A 20971-nucleotide genomic window follows, 5' to 3' on the forward strand; every position below is an offset into this window, starting at 1 on the left:
AAGCTTGCCACCTGTAGCGGCTACACGGCAACCTCGGGACATGGACGACATCTGGGATTGCGTGATCATCGGCGGCGGCGCCGCCGGACTGAGCGCCGCGCTGGTACTGGGGCGGGCGCGCCGCCGCACACTCGTGGTGGATGCCGGTGAGCCGAGTAATGCGGTGGCGCACGGGATCGGCGGGCTGCTCGGACACGACGGGCGGGCGCCGGCGGAGCTGTACGCCGCCGGGCGAGCGGAGCTGACGAGATACCCGCAGGTGCAACTGCGCACCGGAGTGGTGACCGACGTGCGGCGGGGCGAGCAGTTCACCGTCGAACTGGCCGACGGCACAGTCGAACTCGCGCGACGCATCGTGCTCGCGACCGGTATGCAGTACCGCCTGCAGGAAGTTCCCGGCCTGGCGCAGATGTGGGGCGATGCGGTGTTCCACTGCCCGTTCTGTCACGGCTGGGAGGTGCGTGACGCCCCGGTCGCGGTGCTGGCCGACGGCGCCCGGGCGGTGCACGCCGGACTGCTCCTGCGCGGGTGGAGTGACGACATCGTGGTGCTCGCAGGAGATGTCGGCGACGACCGCGTGCTGCTGGAGGCCGCGGGCATCCTGATCGAAGGACGGCCGGTCACCGAGGTGCGCGCGGCCGGAGAGGGTCTCGAGGTCGTCTTCGCCGACGGTTCGGTACTGGGCCGGCGGGCGCTGATGGTCGCGGCGTCGGTGGGTCAGCGGTCCGCGCTGGCCGAACGGCTCGGCGTGCGGTTCGGTGAGCCGAATCCCCTTTCGGCCGAGGCGGTCTGGGTCGACGAGTTCGGCCGCACGTCGGTGCCCGGGGTGTTCGCCGCCGGTGACGTCACCGTGGCGCTGCCGCAGGTGGCCGCGGCGATCGCGGCCGGTTCGAAGGTGGCCGCGGCGGTCATGCAGAGCCTGCTGGCCGACGAGTTCGGATTGCCGGTACCGGCATGGAAGGAGGACGTGAATGTCTGAGACGGTGGAGTTCTGGGAGGAGCACTACGGCGCGAAGGACCGGGTGTGGAGCGGCCGGGTCAATGTTCGGCTGGCCGAGATCGTCGAACCGTTGCCGCCGGGGCGCGCGCTCGACCTCGGCTGCGGCGAGGGTGCGGATGCGATCTGGCTGGCCGGGCACGGATGGCAGGTGGTCGGCGTGGACGTCTCGCACACCGCGCTGCAACGGGCCGCCGAGGACGCCGCGGCAGCCGGGGTGGCCGAGCGTGTCCGGTTCGAACAGCACGACCTGGCCGAGACGTTCCCCGAGGGGCGGTTCGACCTGGTGTCGGCGCAGTTCTTCCATTCCCCGCTCGACGTGGACCGCACCGGTGCGCTGCGCCGGGCGGCCGATGCCGTCACGGTGGGCGGGCTGCTGCTGATCGTCGATCACGGAGCGACGCCGGAGTGGACGTGGAAGGACGGGCACCCGCACGATCTGCCGTCGCTGCAGGACGCCCTGGCGTCGCTGGCGGTGGACCCCGAGGCCTGGGAGGAACTCCGGGTCGAGGCGGTCGAGCGGGACGGGGTGAGCCCCGACGGGCAGCCGGTGACGTGGCTGGACAACGTCATCCTGTTGCGGCGCCGCTGATCGGACGGATCCGGCCCGCGGTGTGGCCGGTGAGGACGACTGCGAGCACGAACGGCACCAAGGCGGCGCACAGCAGCACCGTCGTACCGGTGATGCCGACCGCGTCGCCGAAGACGACCATCATCCCCAGCGACGCCACCATGTTGGCGCCGGCGTGCAGCATCGCCCCCGGCCACACCGACCCGGTCTCCGACCACAGCCAGCCGATCAGGAACTCGAGCAGGATGCTCAGCGGCAGCCACAGCAGCATGCCCCACACCGCATCCGACACCGGGGCGTCGCCGCCGAAGTAGCCCACCCAGGGCAGCGGCCAGTGCCACAGCCCCCAGATCAGCCCGGTGAGGAACGTGGTGAGGATCGGACGGCCGGGCACGAGGCGGTCGCGCAGGTACGCCGTCCAGCCGTACTCCTCACCCCAGAAGACCGGCGACAGCGCGATGCAGATCAGCGGGCCTGCGGCCAGGTACAGCCACGAGGACGCACTCAGATCCGTCGATTGCGGTGACCACATGCCGGTCGCCGCGGCGATACCGACGGCCAGGAGCAGCACACCCCACGGGATCGTCACGGCCGCCGCGTAATGCCGCCACGATGTCCGCAGCCGCAACCGCATGCCGGAATCGCGAAAACCCTGCCGGGTCACCCATCGACGCACCACGCAGGCGGCCAGGGCGGGGACGAAGGCGGCGGTGAGCAGTTGGATGACGGGATCGTCCAACGACCCGCCCGCCAGGTGGACGCCGAACCAGGGGATCCATGCGCCGGCGAACGCCAGGATCAGGAACCAGCCGACACCCCGTCGGCGGACGCCGCGGGGTTCGGCCCACGCCCTCGCGGTCGGATGGTTCTCCTGCAGGACTGCGTCAGGTGCCGGGCACATGCTCCCATCATGATCGCCAGAACAGGTGGTGGGTCACCCCGCTGGGGCTCGGCACCGCCTCGTGGAGTAGCGGTCCTCCAACTCCTCCGGCGACTCCCACAGTCGCGATCCCCGTCCGATGCGCACATCGGATACCGCGACGTGCAGCGTGTCCACCAGGCCCGCGTCGAGGAACTGTCGAATGACCGTCGCGCCGCCGCCCAACCGGACGTCTCTGCCCTGCGCGGCCTCGCGGGCCTGTTCGAGGACTGCGGCGGGGGCATCGTCGACGAAGTGGAACGTGGTGTCGGACAGGGTGAACGACGGGCGCGGATGATGGGTCATCACGAAGACCGGGGTGTGGAACGGTGGTTCGTCGCCCCACCAGCCCTGCCATTCGTGGTCGCGCCACGGGCCGCGATGGGGGCTGAACTTGTTACGGCCCATGATCTCGGCGCCGATGTTGTTGGTGAAGTCCCGGGTGAAGTAGTCGTCGAGCCCGCGGCTGCCGCCGGGGTCGGTGCGGTTGGGCCAGCTCGCGGTCGCGCCGGCCCACGCGAACATGTCACCCGGGTCGACGTGGCCGAAAGGCCGTTCGAGGCTCTGGTTCTCGCCGGCGCCGAAACCGTCGCTGGAGACGTTGAAGTTCTGGACTCTGAGGAGTTGGGGCATGACAGTGGGACCACGGAGAGCGGCTGAACTCATCGGTCATTCGCGCGCCCGGCCGACCGCGCCGAACGTGCGCCCAGTGCGAAGAATCGCCCGGATCTTCGCAGTGGACGCACACTCGCCGCACGGATTACGTGACCGGCACCTCCGCCAGCTGCGTCAACCGCACGCTGTTGCCCGACGGATCGCGGAATCCGGAGTCGATCCCGTACGGCATCTCGTGCGGTGTCTCGGTGAACTCGACTCCGCGGGCGGACAACTCCTCGTAGCTGCGTTGGCAGTCGTCGGTGGTGAGGAACACCGTCCCGGCGAAGCCCTTCGCGGTCAGGTCGAGCACCTGCTGACGGGTGGCCTCGTCCATCACGGGTCGGCCGGGGACGGCCATCAGGACGATCGACACGTCGTCCTGTCCGGGCGGTCCGACGGTCAGCCACCGGAACATCCCGTCCACATCGGGTAGTGAAACATCCTGGCGCACTTCCATTCCGACCTTCGAGGTCCAGAATTCGAGCGCTGCTTGCTGGTCATGAACCCACAGGTGGGCACTTGCGATCTTCATGGAATGAACGCTACGACCGGACGGGCGCCTTCGTCTTCTCCCCGTGTGCTGTCTTCACCCGGCTGTCGGCGGGCGGACGGGTGTCGCGCTTGAGGATGCATGTCGGCACCCGCGCGTACGTGGCCGCCGGGGGCAGGCTGGCCCGGTAGGCGGCTGGCGGCAGACCGTAGACCCGGGCGAAGCTGGTGGTGAACGACCCGACGCTCTGCAGCCCGACCATCGCGCAGATGTCGGCCACCGAACGGTCGGTGTAACGCAACAGCGCGGCGGCGCGTTCGAGTCGGCGGGTCTGCAGGTACTCGCGCGGCGACTCCCCGAAGGTGCGGGTGAACATGCGGCTGAAGTGCGCCCGCGACAGACCGGCGGCCGCGGCGAGGTCGTCGACGGTGATCGGCTCGGCGTACCGGGCGTCGACGAGGTCACGGGCACGCTGCAGATAGCGGGCCGGCGGCACCTGCGGCATACATATGAGGGTACGGTGATCTGCGCGGACGAGTTGGCCGGGCGGCCGCGGACCGGAAACGGTTCGAGGAAAGTCCGGACTTCACAGAGCAGGGTGATTGCTAACGGCAATCCGAGGTGACTCGCGGGACAGTGCCACAGAAAACAGACCGCCACCCCTGACGCCTTCGGGCAAAGGGGCGGTAAGGGTGAAACGGTGCGGTAAGAGCGCACCAGCACCCCGGGTGACCGGGGTGGCTCGGTAAACCCCACCCGAAGCAAGGCCAAGAGGCCGCACCCGGTGCGGCTGCGCAGGCGCTCGAGGGTTGCTCGCCCGAGCCTGCGGGTAGGCCGCTCGAGGCACCCGGCGACGGAGTGCCCAGATGGATGGTCGCCGCCGCGCCGTCAGCAATGACGGCGCGGAACAGAATCCGGCTTACAGGCCAGCTCGTCCGCCCGTCACTTGTCCTTCTTCCGGGCCTTGCGCACCGACTTGTCGAGTTTGCGCAGCGCGCCGTCGACCTGTGCCCGCGACTGTTCGGCGGCGTCGAACTCCATCTGGTACAGCAGTCCGTAGGTGAACGTGTCCTCGCCGGCCGCATGCGCCGCCTCGGACTCGTGGAGCAGGTGCGTGCGGCTGACCACGCTGTCCTGGTGGTCGCCGAGCAGCGACTGGATCGCCTTGGCCCGTTCCGACACCTTGGCCTTACCGGTGGCCGCCGCCGTGTAGCGAAGTCGCTTCGCACCCTTGCGGATTCGATGCAGTGCCTCGTCGGCTTCGGTGTCGGCGGCCGCTGCCGCCTTCCTGGCGGCTTTGCGGACCCGCTTGTAGGCGGAGTCGATCGTGGTCGGCTTCGGCTCCTCACCGGGGCCGGTGCCCGGCGGTTCGGCGGCCACCAGACCGTCGAGGGCATCGAGCAGGCGGAAGTAACGCTGCGAACGCATCGCGATCAGCGACCGTTTCCACCCCGACTGGTACCGCCGCTTCGCACCTTCCACCAGCCGCTCCCGCACCGGCCCCCGCACCATTTCGGGCGCCAACCCGTCGAGCGCGTTGGCGTACCGTTCGGCGAGCACTTCGGCGTCGCGCGCCACCCCGAGTACCGCGGCCAGCTGGCGCAGTTCGTCGAGCACCCACGCGTCGTCCGAGATGCCGAACACGCCCTCGGCGGACTGCAGCAGGCTGCGGATCTTGCGCGTCGTCACCCGCATCTGGTGGACCGAGTCCTCGACGTCGGCGCGCACCGCGCGGTCCCACTCCACCAGCTGCTCGACCTGTTCGGCGACGGCCCGGCGCACTGGATCCTCGGTATGGGTCTTCACCTCGTCGTCGGGTTGTCCGGTGTCGAGCACCCGGCCCAGCTTCGACCCGTGCCCGGCCGGTGAGGCCCCGGCGTCCAGCAGCCGGTTCGTCAACCGGTCGAGCAGTTTCGCGTCACCCGCACCGGTCAGTTCCAGCTCCCACTCGCGCCACCGCTGCTCCTCGCCGCCCTCCGCGGAGGCGGTCACCTCGTCGTCGCAGAACTCGGCCACCGCGTCACCGGCGGGCCCGTGCAGCAGGTCGACGGTGCGCCGCGTGCTGATCCGCGCGACCGGGGCGAGTGGACGGTCCCGCACGATCGCCAGCACGACGTCGCGGAGTTCGTCGGGCACCTCGTTCTCAGCGCCGTCGAGCGGTGCGCGGACCTCGGTGCGCGCATCGGGTCCCGCGGGGAGTTTGAGATGCCAGCCGGCGTCGGTGCCACCCGTGCGGCGCCGCAACGTGATCCGGTGCGCGGCGAGGTCCAGTCCGGGGGTGTCGAAGTACACGGCGTCGAGTTGCTGAACGGGTAGGCGCTCGACCCGAGCGACCGCGCTGAGCCCGTCGAACGACGGGGAGACCGTCGACTCGGCGCTGTCCGGTTCCGCGACCTCGAACTTGCGTTCCACCTCGGTGTACCGAGATGTCTTGGGCGTCTTGGCTGCCATGTCCACCTTCGCTGGTCCGTGGGGGCCACAAGCCTGCCACACCGAGGTGAACGAGCCCCGACGACGGCGATCGCTACAGTCCCCCTGTGAGCGAATACGAGGCAATCACCTTCGAGCAGTCAGGTCCGGTGGCCCGGATCGTGTTGAACCGCCCGGAGGCGGCGAACGGGATGAACGACACCATGACCGCCGAACTCGCCGACGCCGCCGCGCGCTGCGACACCTCGGCGACCAAGGCGGTGGTGCTCACCGGGTCCGGCCGCTTCTTCTGTGCCGGAGGCGATCTCAAGGCTTTCGCGACGGCGCCGTCGCGGGGCCGGTTCATCAAGGGCGTCGCCGACGATCTGCACCGGGCCGTCTCGACATTCGCCCGGATGGACGCCGTGCTGGTGACCGCGGTCAACGGCGCCGCGGCCGGGGCCGGTTTCAGCATCGCCGTGGCCGGCGACCTGGTACTGGCCGCCGAATCCGCGTCGTTCACGATGGCCTACACCAAGGTCGGGCTGAGCCCGGACGGCAGCGCCTCGTACCACCTGCCGCGACTGATCGGGATGCGCCGCGCGCAGGAGCTCATGCTGACCAACCGCACACTGTCGGCCGGCGAAGCCCTCGACTGGGGTCTGGTCACCGACGTGGTACCCGACGCCGAACTCGGCGACCGCGCGACCGCGCTGGCCGATCAGTTGGCCGGCGGTTCGGCGCCGTCGCACGGTGCGGTCAAGACGCTGCTGCTGGCCTCGCTGAAGAACGGTCTCGAAGAGCAGATGGAACTCGAGGGCCGGACGATTGCGCGCCGCGCCGACTCCGCCGACGGCCGCGAAGGTGTCGACGCGTTCCTCGCCAAACGCAGGGCGGACTTCGCGTAAGACAGTCCGCCTAGAAGCTGTGCTCCTCGGCCGGGAACACCCCGGCCGCCACCTCGTCGGCGTACTGGCTTGCCGCACGGCGCAATTCGGCGCCGACATCGCCGAAGCGCTTCACGAACTTCGCCGTCCTGCCCGACGTCAGTCCGGCCATGTCCTGCCAGACCAGCACCTGCGCATCGCAATTCGGCCCGGCGCCGATGCCGACCGTCGGGATGGTCAGCTTGCCGGTGATCTGGGTGGCCAGTTCGGCGGGCACCATCTCCATCACCACCGAGAACGCGCCGGCCTCCTGGACCGCGATCGCGTCGTGGATGGTCTGCTCGGCGGCGTCGCCACGGCCCTGGACCTTGAAGCCGCCCAGGCCGTTGACGCTCTGCGGGGTGAAGCCGATGTGCGCCATGACCGGGATGCCCGCCGCGGACAGCGTGGCGATCTGCTCGGCGACGCGTTCGCCGCCCTCGAGTTTGACCGCGTGCGCACCGGTCTCCTTGAGGAACCGGGTGGCCGTGGCCAGGGCTTGGCGAGGGCCTTCCTCGTAGCTGCCGAACGGCAGATCCGCCACCACCAACGCATGCGGTGCGCCCCGCACCACGCCGCGCACCAGTGGGATCAACTCGTCGATCGTGATCGGCACCGTGGTGTCGTAGCCGTAGACGACGTTGGCGGCCGAGTCGCCCACGAGCAACACCGGAATGCCGGCGTCGTCGAATGCCCGGGCGGTGGAGAAGTCGTAGGCGGTGAGCATCGCCCACTTGTGCCCTTCGGCCTTCCACTTCTGCAGGTGGGTGGTGCGGACCTTGACGCGCGGCTTGGGGGTGGGCTGATCGCTCGCAGCACCGTAGACAGTCTGCTCAGACATCGTTGTCCCTCGTGATGGTCGGGTCGATCCTCGAGGCCCATCCGGGTCCCCGGGTTCGTCTGACGTCCCAAGTCTGCCACTCCGGCGCGCGCAGGTGAACACGGTGTTAAGTGGATTTGCTCACACCGTCGTCCCGGACCCCTACGCTGGGCGTATGCAACGGCTCAGCGGTCTCGACGCCAGTTTCCTGTATCTCGAAACCGCACAGCAGCTCCTGCACGTGTGCTCGATCCTCGAGCTGGACACCACGACGATGCCCGGCGGCTACACCTTCGCCAAACTGCGCGACGCCCTGTCGCGGCGCATCGAGTCCATGCCGCAGTTCCGCGAGAAGCTCGCCGACAGCCGGTTCAACCCCGACCACCCGGTGTGGGTGGAGGACAAGGACTTCGACGTCGACCGGCATCTTCACCGCATCGGGCTGCCCGCGCCTGGCGGCCGCGAGGAGCTCGCGGAGATCCTCGGCCACATCGCCTCGCTGCCGCTGGACCGCTCCCGGCCGCTGTGGGAGAAGTGGATCATCGAGGGCATCGACGGGACCGACGCCCGCGACGGGGGACCGCTCGTGGTGCTGACCAAGGTGCACCACGCCGCCGTCGACGGTGTCACCGGCGCCAGCCTCATGTCGCAGCTGTGCAGCACCGAACCCGATGCGCCGGACCCCGAACCGGTCGCGGGCGTCGGCGGCGGCAACCAGCTCGAGATCGCCGTCAACGGGGCGATCAAGTTCGCCACCCGGCCGCTGAAACTGGCCAACGCGTTGCCCGCGACGGTCAACACGGTGCTCGACACCGTCAAGCGTGCGCGTTCGGGGCTGTCGATGGCGCCTCCCTTCGTGGCGCCGCAGACGGCATGGAACGCCAACGTGACCAGCCACCGCAACATCGCGTTCGCCCAACTCGAGCTCGACGACGTGAAGGCCGTCAAGAACCACTTCGGCGTCAAGCTCAACGACGTGGTGATGGCGCTGGTCTCGGGCGTGCTGCGCAAGTTCCTGCAGGATCGGGGGGAACTGCCCACCAGCACGCTGATCGCCGCGGTGCCGGTGTCGGTGCACGACAAGTCCGACCGGCCCGGACGCAACCAGGTGTCGGCGATGTTCTCCCGCCTCGAGACCCAGATCGAGGACCCGGTCGAACGCCTCAAGGCCATCTCGGAGGCCAATTCCGTTGCCAAACAGCATAATTCGGCGATCGGCGCCACGCTGCTGCAGGATTGGACGACGTTCGCCGCACCCGCGGTGTTCGGGATGGCGATGCGCGTCTACGCCGCCAGCCGGCTGTCCGGCGCCCGCCCGGTGCTCAACCTCGTGGTCTCCAACGTCCCCGGCCCCCAGATGCCGCTGTACTACCTCGGCAACGAGGTCAAGGCGATGTATCCGATCGGACCGGTCTTCCACGGCTCCGGGCTCAACATCACGGTGATGTCGCTCAACGGCAAACTCGACGTGGGGATCGTGTCCTGCCCCGAGTTGCTGCCCGACCTGTGGGACATGGCCGATGACTTCGGCCACGCACTCGAGGAACTGCTCGACGCGACCCGGTGAAACCGCCGCTCGCGGGGGTCGGCGCCGGTTCATGGCAGCATGTGGTGCCATGAGGCTTCGGATCGGGGTCGCGGCGACCGTCATCGCACTGCCGCTCGTCGCGGGGTGCAGCAACCTGGTCGACGGTCGCGCGGTCATCGCCGTACCGCGGCCGGGGACACCCATCCAGTGGGCGCCGTGTCAGGCCGGTGCGCCGTCGGACGAATCCCGCATCCCCGCGGGCGCGGAATGCGGTCTGCTGTCGGTGCCGGTCGACTACGCCGACCCCGACGGTGACGTGGCGCGGCTGGCGATGATCCGCTTCAAGGCCACCGGCGACAGGATCGGCTCGATGGTGATCAACCCCGGCGGCCCGGGCGAGTCGGGTGTCGAGGCGGCCGCATCGATGCTGTCGACGGTGCCGCAGTCCGTCCGGGAACGTTTCGACGTCGTCGGGTTCGACCCGCGTGGGGTCGCGTCCTCCACCCCGGCGGTGTGGTGCAACTCCGACGCCGACAACGACCGGCTGCGCGCCGACCCCCAGGTCGACTACAGCCCGGAGGGCGTCGAGTACATCGAGAACGAGACGAAGGCGTTCATCGAACGCTGTGTCGACAAGTCCGGCAAGGACTTCCTGGCCAACATCGGCACCGTCAACGTCGCCAAGGACCTCGACGCGATCCGCGCCGCGCTCGGTGACGACAAGCTGACCTACCTGGGGTACTCGTACGGCACCCGGATCGGCGCCGCCTATGCCGAGCAGTTCCCGGAGAAGGTGCGCGCGATGATCCTCGACGGCGCCGTGGACCCCAACGCCGACCCGCTGCAGGCCGACATCCGGCAGGCCGCCGCGTTCCAGACCGCGTTCAACGACTACGCCGCCGACTGCGCGAAGCAGCCGGACTGCCCGCTGGGCACCGACCCGGCCAAGGCCGTCGAGGTCTACAAGAGCCTGGTCGACCCGCTGGTCGAGAACCCGGCGAAGACCGACGACCCACGCGGACTGAGCTACAGCGATGCCATCGTCGGCACCATCCAGACGCTGTACTCACCGAACCTGTGGCGCTACCTCACCCAGGGGCTGACCGAGCTCGAAGCCGGGCGCGGCGACACCATGCTGGCGCTGGCCGACCTCTACATGCGCCGGGATGCCCAGGGCCACTACAACAATTCGACCGACGCCCGGGTCGCGGTCAACTGCGTCGACCGACCGCCGGTGAAAGACCGCGACAAGATCGTCGAGCAGGACCGCAAGCTGCGCGAGGTCGCGCCGTTCATGAGCTACGGCGAGTTCACCGGGCACGCCCCGCTGAGCACCTGCGCCTTCTGGCCGGTCCCGCCGACCAGCGAGCCGCACGAACTCGACGTCGAGGGGCTGCCGCCGATCCTGGTCGTGTCCACCACCAACGATCCGGCCACCCCGTATCAGGCCGGTGTCGACCTCGCCCGCCAACTCGGCGGCACCATGCTCACTTTCGAGGGCACCCAGCACACCGTGGTGTTCCAGGGCAACGCGTGCGTGGACGAGATCGCCGCCAGATACCTCATCGACGTCGTCGTCCCGCCGCCGGACACCCGGTGCCGCTGAGCGGCGATCACAGCCCGGTCACCGTTTGCCTGCGCGGTGCGTACGAGCGCGTCGGCCGTGCGACCATGATCGCCATGTGGCGGGTAGGGCGGGGCTCGGTGCTGGCTGCGTTGGCGCTCGTCGTCGCGGGCGCAGTCGCGCCTCCGGCGTCGGCGACCCCCGAAGGTGACGCCACCCAGCGCTACGGCCAGCCGCCGGTGTGGGGGACGTGTCAGCAGTGGGGTGACGCCTCGCGGATACCGACCGCCCAGTGCGGGACCGTCCCGGTCCCGGTGAACTACGACCAGCCCGACGGCGCGCAGGCCCAGCTCGCGGTCATCCGGGTGCCGGCGACCGGGGACCGCATCGGCGCGCTCATGGTCAACCCCGGCGGACCGGGCGCCTCGGCGGTCGACACCGTCAGGGGGATGGGCGCCGCGCTCGCCGAAACCGAGATCGGCCGGCGTTTCGACCTGGTGGGCTTCGATCCGCGCGGCGTGGGACATTCGACGCCGCAGCTGCGCTGCCGCACCGACGCCGAATTCGACGCCTACCGCCGCGAACCGATGGTGGATTACAGTCCGGCGGGCGTCGCGCAGATCGAGGGGATCCACCAACGGTTCGCCCAGCAGTGCGTGGACCGGATGGGCGTGGAGTTCCTGGCCAACGTGGGCACGGCCGCCGCAGCGCGGGACATGGACGTGGTGCGGGCCGCGCTGGGGGAGAACCAGCTCAACTACCTCGGTTTCTCCTACGGCACCGAACTCGGCGCCGCCTACGCCGAGCGCTACCCCGACCGGGTGCGCGCGATGGTGCTCGACGGCGCGGTCGACCCCAGCCTCGGCCCCATCGACGAATCCGTCGCCCAGCAGGCCGGATTCCAGCGTGCCTTCGACGCCTACGCGGCGGACTGCGCCAAGTCGGCGGGCTGCCCGTTGGGGACCGACCCGGCCCAGTTCGTGGCCCGCTACCACCAGCTCGTCGACCCGCTGGTCGCGCGTCCGGCCGCCACGTCCGACCCGCGCGGCCTGAGCTACCAGGATGCGATCACCGGTACCGGCAACGCGCTGTACACCCCGCGGTTGTGGGCGTACCTGACCAGCGGGCTGCTCGGCCTGCAGCGCGGCACCGACCCCGGGGACCTGCTGACGCTGGCCGACGAGTACCAGCGCCGGGACGCGAGCGGCCACTACGCCAACCGCCAGGACGCCTTCACCGCGATCCGCTGCGTGGATGCGCCGTATCCGACCGATCCCGCCGCGTGGGTGCAGGCCGACCGGCGGTTCCGGGAGGCGGCGCCGTTCCTGTCCTACGGCCCGTTCACCGGCTACGCGCCGCGCGATGTGTGCGGGCTGTGGCCGGTGCCCGCGACGTCGGCGCCGCGGCCGGCCACCAGCCCGGGCCCCGGCAAGGTCGTCGTGGTGTCCACCACCGGAGATCCGGCCACCCCGTACGAGGCCGGGGTCGCACTGGCCCGGCAGATGGGCGCGTCGCTGATCACGTTCGAGGGCAAGCAGCACACCGTGGTCTTCAACGGCGACGCCTGCGTCGACACGGCCGTGGTGCGCTTCCTGGTCGACGGCGTCGTGCCGCCGAACGGGTTGAGGTGCTGACCGAGATTCCACTCGGAGCAGCGCCGTAACACGGAATTAACAGCCGGAACCTACGCTCGCGTTCATGGATCGCCAGAAGGAATTCGTGCTCCGCACGCTGGAGGAACGCGACATCCGCTTCGTCCGGTTGTGGTTCACGGACGTCCTCGGTTACCTCAAGTCCGTGGCGATCGCGCCCGCCGAACTCGAGGGCGCCTTCGAGGAGGGCATCGGTTTCGACGGTTCGTCGATCGAAGGCTTCGCGCGCGTCTCCGAAGCCGATATGGTCGCCCGCCCCGATCCGTCGACCTTCCAGGTGCTGCCATGGGCCGACGGCTCCGGTAAGCACCATTCGGCGCGGATGTTCTGCGACATCACGATGCCCGACGGTTCCCCGTCGTGGGCGGATTCGCGCCATGTGCTGCGCCGTCAGCTCGGCAAGGCCAGCGACCTCGGGTTCTCCTGCTACGTGCACCCCGAGATCGAGTTCTTCCTCCTCAAACCCGGCCCCAACGACGGCACCCCGCCCGTCCCGGCCGACAACGGCGGGTACTTCGACCAGGCCGTGCACGATTCGGCCCCGAACTTCCGCAGGCATGCCATCGACGCGCTCGAGCAGATGGGCATCTCGGTGGAGTTCAGCCACCACGAGGGCGCTCCCGGCCAGCAGGAGATCGACCTGCGCTACGCCGACGCACTGTCGATGGCCGACAACGTGATGACGTTCCGGTACGTCGTCAAGGAGGTCGCCCTCGGTGACGGTGTGCGGGCCTCGTTCATGCCCAAACCGTTCGCCGAGTACCCGGGCTCGGCGATGCACACCCACATGAGCCTGTTCGAGGGCGACACCAACGCCTTCCACAGCCCCGACGACCCGCTGCAGCTGTCCGACGTCGCCAAGTCGTTCATCGCCGGCATCCTCGAGCACGCCTGCGAGATCAGCGCCGTCACCAACCAATGGGTGAACTCCTACAAGCGACTGGTGCACGGCGGTGAGGCGCCGACCGCGGCGTCCTGGGGTGCGGCCAACCGCTCCGCGCTGGTGCGGGTTCCGATGTACACACCGCGTAAGGCGTCGTCGCGCCGCATCGAGGTGCGCAGCCCCGATTCGGCGTGCAACCCGTACCTGACCTTCGCGGTGCTGCTGGCCGCCGGGCTGCGCGGTGTCGAGAAGGGCTACGTGCTCGCCCCGCAGGCGGAGGACAACGTCTGGAGCCTGACCCCCGAGGAGCGTCGCGCCATGGGATACCGGGAGCTGCCCACCAGCCTCGGCGTCGCACTCGGCGAGATGGAGAACTCCGAACTGGTCGCCGAAGCGTTGGGGGAGCACGTGTTCGACTACTTCCTGCGCAACAAGCGCGCGGAGTGGGAGACCTACCGCAGCCACGTCACGCCGTACGAGCTGCAGGCCTACCTGTCGCTGTAGTGCGGGCGCGGTAACGTCAGCGGCGTGGCCAGACCGTCGACCGAACGCTCCAAGCTGCCCAGCACCGGGCGCCTCGGGCTGGTGGAGAAACAGGCCCCCGCGCATCTGGACCGGCTGGGCTGGAACACCGACCGCCACGTGGAACTGCTGTGGTCGCTGTCGCGGGCCCCGGACGCCGACAGCGCGCTGCACACGATGGTGCGTCTCGCCGACGCGCTCGGCGACGACTGGGACGCCCTCAACGCCGCACTGCTGACCGACAAACCCTTGCGCGGACGGCTGTTCGCGGTGCTGGGCTCCTCGCTCGCCCTCGGCGACCACCTCGTGGCCCACCCCGAGAAGTGGGGACTGCTCGCGGGCAAGGTGGCGCTCCCGACGGCCGAGGCGCTGCGCGAGGAGTTCACCGCACTCGCCCGATCGGCCACCGACACCGCTTCGGCGATGCTGCCGCTGCGCAACCTGTACCGCGACCGGCTGTTGGTCCTCGCGGCCCTCGACGTGGCGCCGACGGTGGAGAACGAACCGGTGCTGCCGTTCCCGACGGTCGGCGAGCACCTGTCGGATCTGGCCGACGCCGCGCTGGCCAGTGCGCTCGAGGTGGCGATGAGCTCGGTGTGCGGTGACGGCGACCGGCCGCGCCTGGCGATCATCGCAATGGGCAAATGCGGTGCGCGCGAACTGAACTACGTCAGCGACGTCGACGTCATCTTTGTAGTGGGGGAGGCCGCCGAGTCCGACATCCGGACCACCACGCGGGTGGCCGGGGAGATGATGCGGTTCGCCGCCGACGCCTTCTTCGAGGTCGACGCCGCGCTGCGCCCCGAGGGCAAACACGGTCAGTTGGTCCGCACGCTCGAATCGCATATCGCCTACTATCAGCGCTGGGCCAAGACGTGGGAGTTCCAGGCGCTGATGAAGGCGCGGCCGGCGGCCGGCGACGCCGAACTCGGCCGCGAGTACATCGACGCCCTGTCGCCGATGGTCTGGACCGCCTGTGAGCGTGAGGATTTCGTGCCCGAAGTACAGGCGATGCGGCGCCGGGTGGAGGAGCTGGTACCTGCAGGCGTGCGGGCGCGCGAGCTCAAGCTCGGCACCGGCGGCCTGCGCGACGTGGAGTTCGCCGTCCAGTTGCTGCAGCTCGTACACGGTCGCAACGACCAATCGCTGCATGTCGCGTCGACCGTCGACGCGCTGGCCGCGCTCGGGGCGGGCGGCTACGTCGGCCGCGACGACGCCGCCAACCTGACCGCGTCGTACGAGTTCCTGCGGCTGCTCGAGCACCGGCTGCAGCTGCAGCGGCTCAAGCGGACCCACATGCTGCCCGAGGCCGACGACGACGAGGCGCTGCGCTGGCTGGCCCGCGCCGCCCACGTCCGACCCGACGGGCAGCGCGACGCGCTCGGCGTGCTGCGTGAGGAGCTCAAGCGGCAGAGCCTGCGAGTGTCGCGGCTGCACGCCAAGCTGTTCTACCAGCCCCTGCTGGAGTCGGTCGGTCAGCCCGCGCTGGGCATCGAACCCGGGATGGGCGCCGCGGCCGCCGAACGGCAGCTCGCCGCACTGGGTTACGAGGGTCCGCAGAGCGCGCTCACGCATCTGGCCGCACTGACCGGGGAGGGGGGACGGCGCGGCCGCGTCCAGCGGGTGCTGCTGCCGACGCTGCTGGACTGGCTCTCCGACACCCCCGATCCCGACGCCGGTCTGCTGTCCTACCGCCGCATCAGCGAGGCGCTGGCCGAACAGCGGTGGTACCTCGGCACACTGCGCGACGAGGGGGCCGTCGCGAAACGGTTGATGCGGGTGCTCGGTACCTCGGCCTATGTGCCGGACCTGCTGATGCGCGCCCCGGAGGTCATCCAGCTCTACGCCGACGGACCCAACGGCCCGAAGCTGCTCGACACCGAACCCGAGGCGATGGCCCGCGGGCTGGTGGCCTCGGCGGGCCGGCACGCCGATCCGGTGCGTGCCATCGCCGCCGCCCGCACCCTGCGGCGGCGCGAACTCGCGCGCATCGCCTCGGCCGACCTTCTCGGCATGCTCGAGGTGACCGAGGTGTGCCGGGCGCTGACCGCGCTGTGGGTCGCCGTGCTACAGGCCGCGCTCGATGCGGTGATGCGCGCCAACGAACCCGACGGCGGCCCGCCGGCCCGCATCGCGGTGATCGGCATGGGCCGGCTGGGCGGCGGCGAACTCGGCTACGGGTCGGACGCCGACGTGATGTTCGTCTGCGAACCGTGCAGTGGCGCCGAGGAATCCACCGCGGTGCGGTGGGCGACCGGGATCGCCGAACGGGTGCGGTCGCTGCTGGGCACCCCGAGCTCCGACCCGCCGCTGGAGGTGGACACCGGGCTGCGGCCGGAGGGGCGCAACGGACCGCTGGTCCGCACGCTGGCGTCCTACGAGGCCTACTACACCCAGTGGGCGCAGCCGTGGGAGGTGCAGGCGCTGCTGCGTGCGCACCGCGTCGCGGGCGATCTCGAACTCGGTGAACGGTTCCTGCTGATGATCGACAAGACCCGCTATCCGGCGGGTGGGGTGTCGACGCAAGCCGTGCAGGAGATCCGGCGGATCAAGGCGCGTGTCGACGCCGAGCGGCTGCCGCGCGGTGCGGATCCCAACACCCACACCAAACTCGGCCGCGGCGGGCTGGCCGACATCGAATGGACCGTGCAGCTGATGCAGCTTCGGTTCGCGCACAAGGTGCCCGCCCTGCACTGCACCTCGACCTTGGAGGCGCTCAACGCGATCGGCGCCGCCGAACTCATCGCCGAGGGCGACATCGACCTGTTGCGGCAGGCCTGGCTGACGGCGACGCGGGCGCGCAACGCGCTGGTGCTGGTACGCGGTAAACCGACCGACCAGCTGCCCGGCCCGGGCCGGATGCTCAACGCGGTCGCCGTGGCCGCCGGCTGGGACAACGATGACGGCGGCGAATTCCTCGACAACTACCTGCGGGTGACACGGCGTGCGAAGACCGTGGTGCGCAAGGTGTTCGGTGGCTGACCCCGGATGAAGTACTACGTCAGCCCGGCGTTCGTCGACACCAGCGAGATTCTCGACATCGCCCGCGCCGCAGACGAACTCGGATACGACGGTCTCGGCATCCCGGACCACGTGGTGAACCTCGAGACACTCGAGACGCCGTATCCGTACACCCGCGACGGAGAGCGGCGCTGGCAGCCGTTCACGCACTGGCCGGACCCGTGGGTGCTCGTCGGCGCCCTCGCGCAGGTCACCTCGCGGTTGAAGTTCGTCACCACGGTGTACGTACCGGCGATGCGCGACCCCTATTCGGCGGCTAAGGCGATCGGCACCGCGGCCTACCTCGCCGGCGGCCGGGTCGAACTCGGTGTCGGGGTCGGCTGGTGCGAGGACGAATTCCGGTTGATGGGGCAGCGATTCGACCGTCGCGGCAGGCGCACCGACGAGATGCTCGACCTGTTCCGGGCATTGTGGCAGCCGGGCTGGACCGAGTTCGACGGCGAGTTCTACCCCACGCCGCGCCTGGAGATGGAGCCCACCCCGCCGCACATCCCGATCTACGTCGGCGGCCTCAGCGATGTCGCGTTCCGCCGTGCCGCGCGCAACGACGGCTGGATCGGCGATCTGATCACCACCGACCGGGCGATCGCCGTGGCGCATCGGCTTCACGAACTACGCACCGCGGCAGGGCAATCCGTGGACGACTTCACGATCCTCACGCCGCTGACCGACGCGCTGGTGCGCGCGGACTACGACCGTGCCGAGGCCGCGGGCATCACCCACATCCTGACCATGCCGTGGATGTTCTACACCGGTGCCGACGCGACGCTGGCCGAGAAGATCGACGGGATGAAGCGGTTCCGCAAGGACCTCGGGCTGGACCGCTAGCCGAGTTCGGTCTCGCCCCGGTCGCCGTCCGGCTCCTCGGTGGGCGCGGGTGCGGAGGTCGCGCGTCGCCCGGCGATGTACTCGAGGATCCCGGTGATGTCGAGGACCCGCTCGAAGTAGGTCGGCCGGTTGTCGAGGTGCAGGTCGACGCCGGCCGCGGTGGTCCGGCGTTCGATGAGCAGCAGACCCGACAGCCCCGCGGAATCGCAGAACGTCATATCGGCGCAGTCCAAGCGCAGCGCGCGAAGCCCGGGGTTGGTCTCGAGCAGCCGGGATGCGGTGTCGACGAACTCCGAGGTCGTCTCGGCGTCGAGCTCACCGGCGATGCGGACGGTGGCCGACCGGTCGGCGGCGTCGAGGGAGGAGGTCAGGTTCATACGATCTGTTCCATGTCGGCGGTGTGGTCCAGGGCGGTCAAGGCGGCGTTCAGGAGCCGCTGAGTGCGTGGGAACTCCACCAGCTGAGCCTGCAGAGATTCCAACGCGGGGTGAAGCGAGGTGGCCGGTACGCCGCGCGCGGCGAGGATGTCGGCGGTCCACGTGACGAATCCGGTGAACAGATCGTCGTCGTCGAGGTAGAGCGCGGTGGCGAGGAAATCGACGATGTGGGCGATGTCCTCGGTGGTGTGCTGGCGTTGCCGTTCGGTGTAGGTCCGCATCGCCGGGAAGCGGTCCTCCAGATCGCCGACGGTCGCCTTGACCAGCTGCGGAGCGGTCCGGCCGACCATGGTGTACTCCTGGTCGCCCAGATGTGGCAGATCGTCGATGGGTTGGTGCGCCGAGGTGTGGTGGTCTCTGGTCAGACCCCGGCCGAGGAGGTCCGCGGCGACGCGGGCGTCCGGACCCCAGGCGTCCGCGCCCAACCGGCGGGCGTGACGCCCGTCGGGCGCGAATGCGGCGCCGCCGGCGATGACGGGAACGCCTGCGGCCTGGCACGCGGTGATCGCGGCGTGCGCGGTGGGCAGCCGGGTCGGGATGGAACACGACAGCGCCACGGCCACCGGGCCGGTCCGGTGCAGATGGGCGATGAGGTGGGGAGTGGGCACCTGCGCGCCCAGGAAGTCGACCTGCCAGCCCCGCAGGCGCAGCACCTCGGCGAGCAGTCGTGCGGGCAGCGCGTGCCATTCGCCGTCCACACACGCCACCGTCACGCGCCCGCACGTCGTGGTGGGCGCGCTGGCGGGGTGATGCGCCAGCGCCGCGATCACCCGGTCGTTGATGGCCGTGGCTGCGTGTTCCTCGGCGACGGTGATCCGATTGGCGGCCCACTCGGTACCGACGCGGTGCTGTACCGGCGCGATGACCTCGAGCAGGACGACCTCGGCGCTCACGCCCCGGTCGATCGCGGCGAAAACCGCTGCGGCCGCGGCATATTCGTCACCATCGAGGACTGCGTTCCACAGCTGCTCCCGGGTGGCCGCGTGTTCGGCGCCGAGTTCGAGGTCATGCCTGCTCAAGCGGTGTACCTCCCGGCGGTGTGGCCGTCGACCGCGCTGAGGTGCGTCCGGCGTGGGGCGGTGATGGCGACGACGGCGATGTCGTCGTGCTCGCGGCGACGCACCCACTGCGTCGTGAGCATCATGATCCGTTCGACCACGGCTTCGGCGGGCATCCCCGCGCACTCCTCGAGGGCGGCTGCGAGGCGCTGCTCACCGAACATGTCGGTACCGAGCGGTCCGCCCCACGCCTCGGTCACACCATCGGTGTAGAGGACGCACGTCTCACCCGGCGCCAGCACCGTCTCGAATGTGCGGGCCTGGATCTGCTCCAGCACACCCACCAGTTGACCGCGGGTGTCGGCCTCCTCGACCCGCCCGTCGCTGCGCACGATCAACGGCGCACAGTGCCCGGCGCTGGTCAATCGCAGCACCACCTGACCGTCGCGGCGCGCCACCGATGCCAGGACCAGGGTGGCGAAGCGTGTGTGGTCGGCCGAGAGCAGGGCGCTGTTGAGCAACCTGAGCACACCGCCGTGGTCCTGGGCCAGCGGCGCCAGCGCCTGGAGTGTGTTGCGGATCTTGCCGGTCAGGACCGCGGCCTCGAGACCCTTGCCGCATACGTCGCCGAGTACGACCAACGTGTCGTCCTCGGGGGTGGCGCCGGGGTGGACGTCGTAGAAGTCGCCGCCGACGATCTGATGGTCCTCCGAGGCGCGATACCCGCCGGCCAGTTCGAAGCCGTGCAGCCGGCGAAGCTGGGGCGGGACGAGGTCGCGCATCAGTGTGCGGGTGATCGCCGACTGTTCGGCGTAGAGCCCCGCCGTGGACAGGGCCGCACCGGCACGTGCGGCGAACAGCCGCGCGGACAGCTCGTCGTCCTCTCCGAAGACCGGTTCGGATGCCCGCCGCAGCAGTACCAGCGCCCCGGCCGGCACGCCGAGGCCGGGCAGCGGGGTGATCAGCACCGACCCCACCGGACCGTCGAACGTCGACGGGACCAGCCACTCGGGCAGTGCGGCCGGATCGAGCCACCGTGACGGCACCGGTGGGAAGCCGCGCAGCGCCTCACTGAGCCCCGGCACATCCGAGGGATCCGCCTCGACCGTGCGCTGCTCCACCGCGCCGCGGTCACCACACACCACCGGCAACCGGTTGCCGGTGACCGGGGCGACGACCGACGCCGCGTCGGCGAGGTGCCGCACCGCCAGGTGGACGGTCGCCGACATGCAGCGGTCGACGTTGAGGGTGGCCATCAGCACCGCCGAGGCCTCGCCGAGGAACGAGGTGCGCGCCTGTTCCCGGGTCAGGGCCTGCTTCGTATCCCACAGCTCGCGGCCGGCGTCCTCGACCAACCACCAGGCGATCTGACCGTCGAGCACGGTCGGGCGGGCCTCGAAACGTTTGCCGTGCAGGCTGCCGGATGCGGCAGCGTCGTCGGCGTCGGGTGTGCCGAGTCGTTGGACCAGCCGGCGGTGTGCCTGCGCCAACCACGGGGGAGCGACGTCGTCCAGATCCGAGCCGGGTATCGCCGACGGCAGCACCGAATGCGTCGAGGTGCTGACCGCGCGGACCACTCCGTCGCTGGTCACGACGATCACCGGGTGGGGGATGGACGACCACGCGGCGTCGAGACCCATGGCGACGCCGATGGGACCGTCCGCGCCCATGCAGCCTCCTCAATGGGGCCACCGGATTCAGATACGGCGTCCCCATGTCACAGACGTGAAGGCCCCGTCGACGAAGCTA

The 20971-nt window shown here is 70.0% G+C and carries 17 protein-coding genes, 1 other RNA gene and 1 pseudogene; 10 read left to right on the plus strand and 9 right to left on the minus strand.

Going from position 1 to position 20971, the window contains the following annotated elements; all coding sequences use genetic code 11:
- Positions 1 to 40 precede the first annotated feature (40 nt).
- Together G6N49_RS06245 and G6N49_RS06250 are read left to right on the plus strand one after the other, a co-directional pair.
- Complete coding sequence (locus tag G6N49_RS06245; protein ID WP_011560723.1) at positions 41 to 979, plus strand: NAD(P)/FAD-dependent oxidoreductase; 939 nt, start codon at positions 41 to 43, stop codon at positions 977 to 979.
- On the plus strand, positions 972 to 1589 hold the full coding sequence (locus G6N49_RS06250; protein WP_011560722.1) for a class I SAM-dependent methyltransferase: 618 nt from the start codon (positions 972 to 974) through the stop codon (positions 1587 to 1589). Before G6N49_RS06245 ends, G6N49_RS06250 begins: the two co-directional genes overlap by 8 nt.
- Here the strand turns inward: G6N49_RS06250 and G6N49_RS06255 are convergent.
- From G6N49_RS06255 to G6N49_RS06270, 4 genes and pseudogenes are all read right to left on the minus strand, one after another.
- Positions 1567 to 2469, minus strand: coding sequence for a CPBP family intramembrane glutamic endopeptidase (locus G6N49_RS06255; RefSeq protein ID WP_011560721.1), 903 nt, complete (start codon positions 2467 to 2469; stop codon positions 1567 to 1569). The genes G6N49_RS06250 and G6N49_RS06255 overlap by 23 nt on opposite strands.
- 7 nt (positions 2470 to 2476) lie before the next feature.
- Positions 2477 to 3120: pseudogene (locus tag G6N49_RS06260) on the minus strand (dihydrofolate reductase family protein).
- 127 nt (positions 3121 to 3247) lie between these two features.
- Positions 3248 to 3676: a VOC family protein gene (locus G6N49_RS06265; RefSeq protein ID WP_082947959.1), complete on the minus strand. Its 429-nt coding sequence runs from the start codon at positions 3674 to 3676 to the stop codon at positions 3248 to 3250.
- Positions 3677 to 3686: 10 nt separating this feature from the next.
- Positions 3687 to 4139: a helix-turn-helix domain-containing protein gene (locus G6N49_RS06270; protein WP_011560718.1), complete on the minus strand. Its 453-nt coding sequence runs from the start codon at positions 4137 to 4139 to the stop codon at positions 3687 to 3689.
- Positions 4140 to 4168: 29 nt separating this feature from the next.
- Here G6N49_RS06270 and rnpB point away from each other — a divergent pair.
- Positions 4169 to 4572: RNase P RNA component class A (gene rnpB, locus G6N49_RS06275), an RNA gene on the plus strand.
- 4 nt (positions 4573 to 4576) lie between these two features.
- On the opposite strand, the gene G6N49_RS06280 is transcribed toward rnpB, so the two are convergent.
- Positions 4577 to 6085 carry a CYTH and CHAD domain-containing protein gene (locus G6N49_RS06280; protein ID WP_011560717.1) on the minus strand — a complete coding sequence of 503 codons (1509 nt, stop codon included), beginning with the start codon at positions 6083 to 6085 and terminating at the stop codon, positions 4577 to 4579.
- Positions 6086 to 6171: 86 nt separating this feature from the next.
- Here G6N49_RS06280 and G6N49_RS06285 point away from each other — a divergent pair, with 86 nt between their 5' ends.
- Positions 6172 to 6951, plus strand: coding sequence for an enoyl-CoA hydratase/isomerase family protein (locus tag G6N49_RS06285; RefSeq protein ID WP_011560716.1), 780 nt, complete (start codon positions 6172 to 6174; stop codon positions 6949 to 6951).
- A 10-nt stretch (positions 6952 to 6961) separates the two neighbouring features.
- Here the strand turns inward: G6N49_RS06285 and panB are convergent, their stop codons facing one another.
- Entirely contained in the window at positions 6962 to 7810 is an 849-nt protein-coding gene (gene panB / locus G6N49_RS06290) for a 3-methyl-2-oxobutanoate hydroxymethyltransferase (protein WP_011560715.1), read from the minus strand.
- Between the two features lie 154 nt (positions 7811 to 7964).
- Between panB and G6N49_RS06295 the strand changes: the two genes are divergently transcribed.
- From G6N49_RS06295 to G6N49_RS06320, 6 genes are all read left to right on the plus strand, one after another.
- On the plus strand, positions 7965 to 9356 hold the full coding sequence (locus G6N49_RS06295) for a WS/DGAT/MGAT family O-acyltransferase (RefSeq protein WP_011768290.1): 1392 nt from the start codon (positions 7965 to 7967) through the stop codon (positions 9354 to 9356).
- A 49-nt stretch (positions 9357 to 9405) separates the two neighbouring features.
- The gene (locus G6N49_RS06300) at positions 9406 to 10923 is read left to right on the plus strand and encodes an alpha/beta hydrolase (protein WP_179967733.1); all 1518 of its coding nucleotides are present in this window, start codon (positions 9406 to 9408) and stop codon (positions 10921 to 10923) included.
- A gap of 65 nt (positions 10924 to 10988) precedes the next feature.
- Positions 10989 to 12515: an alpha/beta hydrolase gene (locus tag G6N49_RS06305; protein ID WP_011768289.1), complete on the plus strand. Its 1527-nt coding sequence runs from the start codon at positions 10989 to 10991 to the stop codon at positions 12513 to 12515.
- 64 nt (positions 12516 to 12579) lie between these two features.
- On the plus strand, positions 12580 to 13920 hold the full coding sequence (gene glnA, locus G6N49_RS06310) for a type I glutamate--ammonia ligase (RefSeq protein ID WP_011560711.1): 1341 nt from the start codon (positions 12580 to 12582) through the stop codon (positions 13918 to 13920).
- Positions 13921 to 13944: 24 nt separating this feature from the next.
- The gene (locus G6N49_RS06315; protein WP_011560710.1) at positions 13945 to 16920 is read left to right on the plus strand and encodes a bifunctional [glutamine synthetase] adenylyltransferase/[glutamine synthetase]-adenylyl-L-tyrosine phosphorylase; all 2976 of its coding nucleotides are present in this window, start codon (positions 13945 to 13947) and stop codon (positions 16918 to 16920) included.
- A 6-nt stretch (positions 16921 to 16926) separates the two neighbouring features.
- The gene (locus tag G6N49_RS06320; RefSeq protein ID WP_011560709.1) at positions 16927 to 17787 is read left to right on the plus strand and encodes a TIGR03619 family F420-dependent LLM class oxidoreductase; all 861 of its coding nucleotides are present in this window, start codon (positions 16927 to 16929) and stop codon (positions 17785 to 17787) included.
- Here the strand turns inward: G6N49_RS06320 and G6N49_RS06325 are convergent.
- From G6N49_RS06325 to G6N49_RS06335, 3 genes are read right to left on the minus strand one after another with little or no spacing between them, the layout of a single operon-like run.
- Positions 17784 to 18164 carry an STAS domain-containing protein gene (locus tag G6N49_RS06325; RefSeq protein WP_011560708.1) on the minus strand — a complete coding sequence of 127 codons (381 nt, stop codon included), beginning with the start codon at positions 18162 to 18164 and terminating at the stop codon, positions 17784 to 17786. The genes G6N49_RS06320 and G6N49_RS06325 overlap by 4 nt on opposite strands.
- Positions 18161 to 19243: a cobalamin B12-binding domain-containing protein gene (locus tag G6N49_RS06330; RefSeq protein ID WP_011560707.1), complete on the minus strand. Its 1083-nt coding sequence runs from the start codon at positions 19241 to 19243 to the stop codon at positions 18161 to 18163. Before G6N49_RS06330 ends, G6N49_RS06325 begins: the two co-directional genes overlap by 4 nt.
- Complete coding sequence (locus tag G6N49_RS06335) at positions 19240 to 20892, minus strand: PP2C family protein-serine/threonine phosphatase (protein WP_011560706.1); 1653 nt, start codon at positions 20890 to 20892, stop codon at positions 19240 to 19242. Before G6N49_RS06335 ends, G6N49_RS06330 begins: the two co-directional genes overlap by 4 nt.
- Between the last annotated feature and the right edge of the window lie 79 nt (positions 20893 to 20971).

Source organism: Mycolicibacterium monacense, assembly GCF_010731575.1.
GTDB lineage: Bacteria > Actinomycetota > Actinomycetes > Mycobacteriales > Mycobacteriaceae > Mycobacterium > Mycobacterium monacense.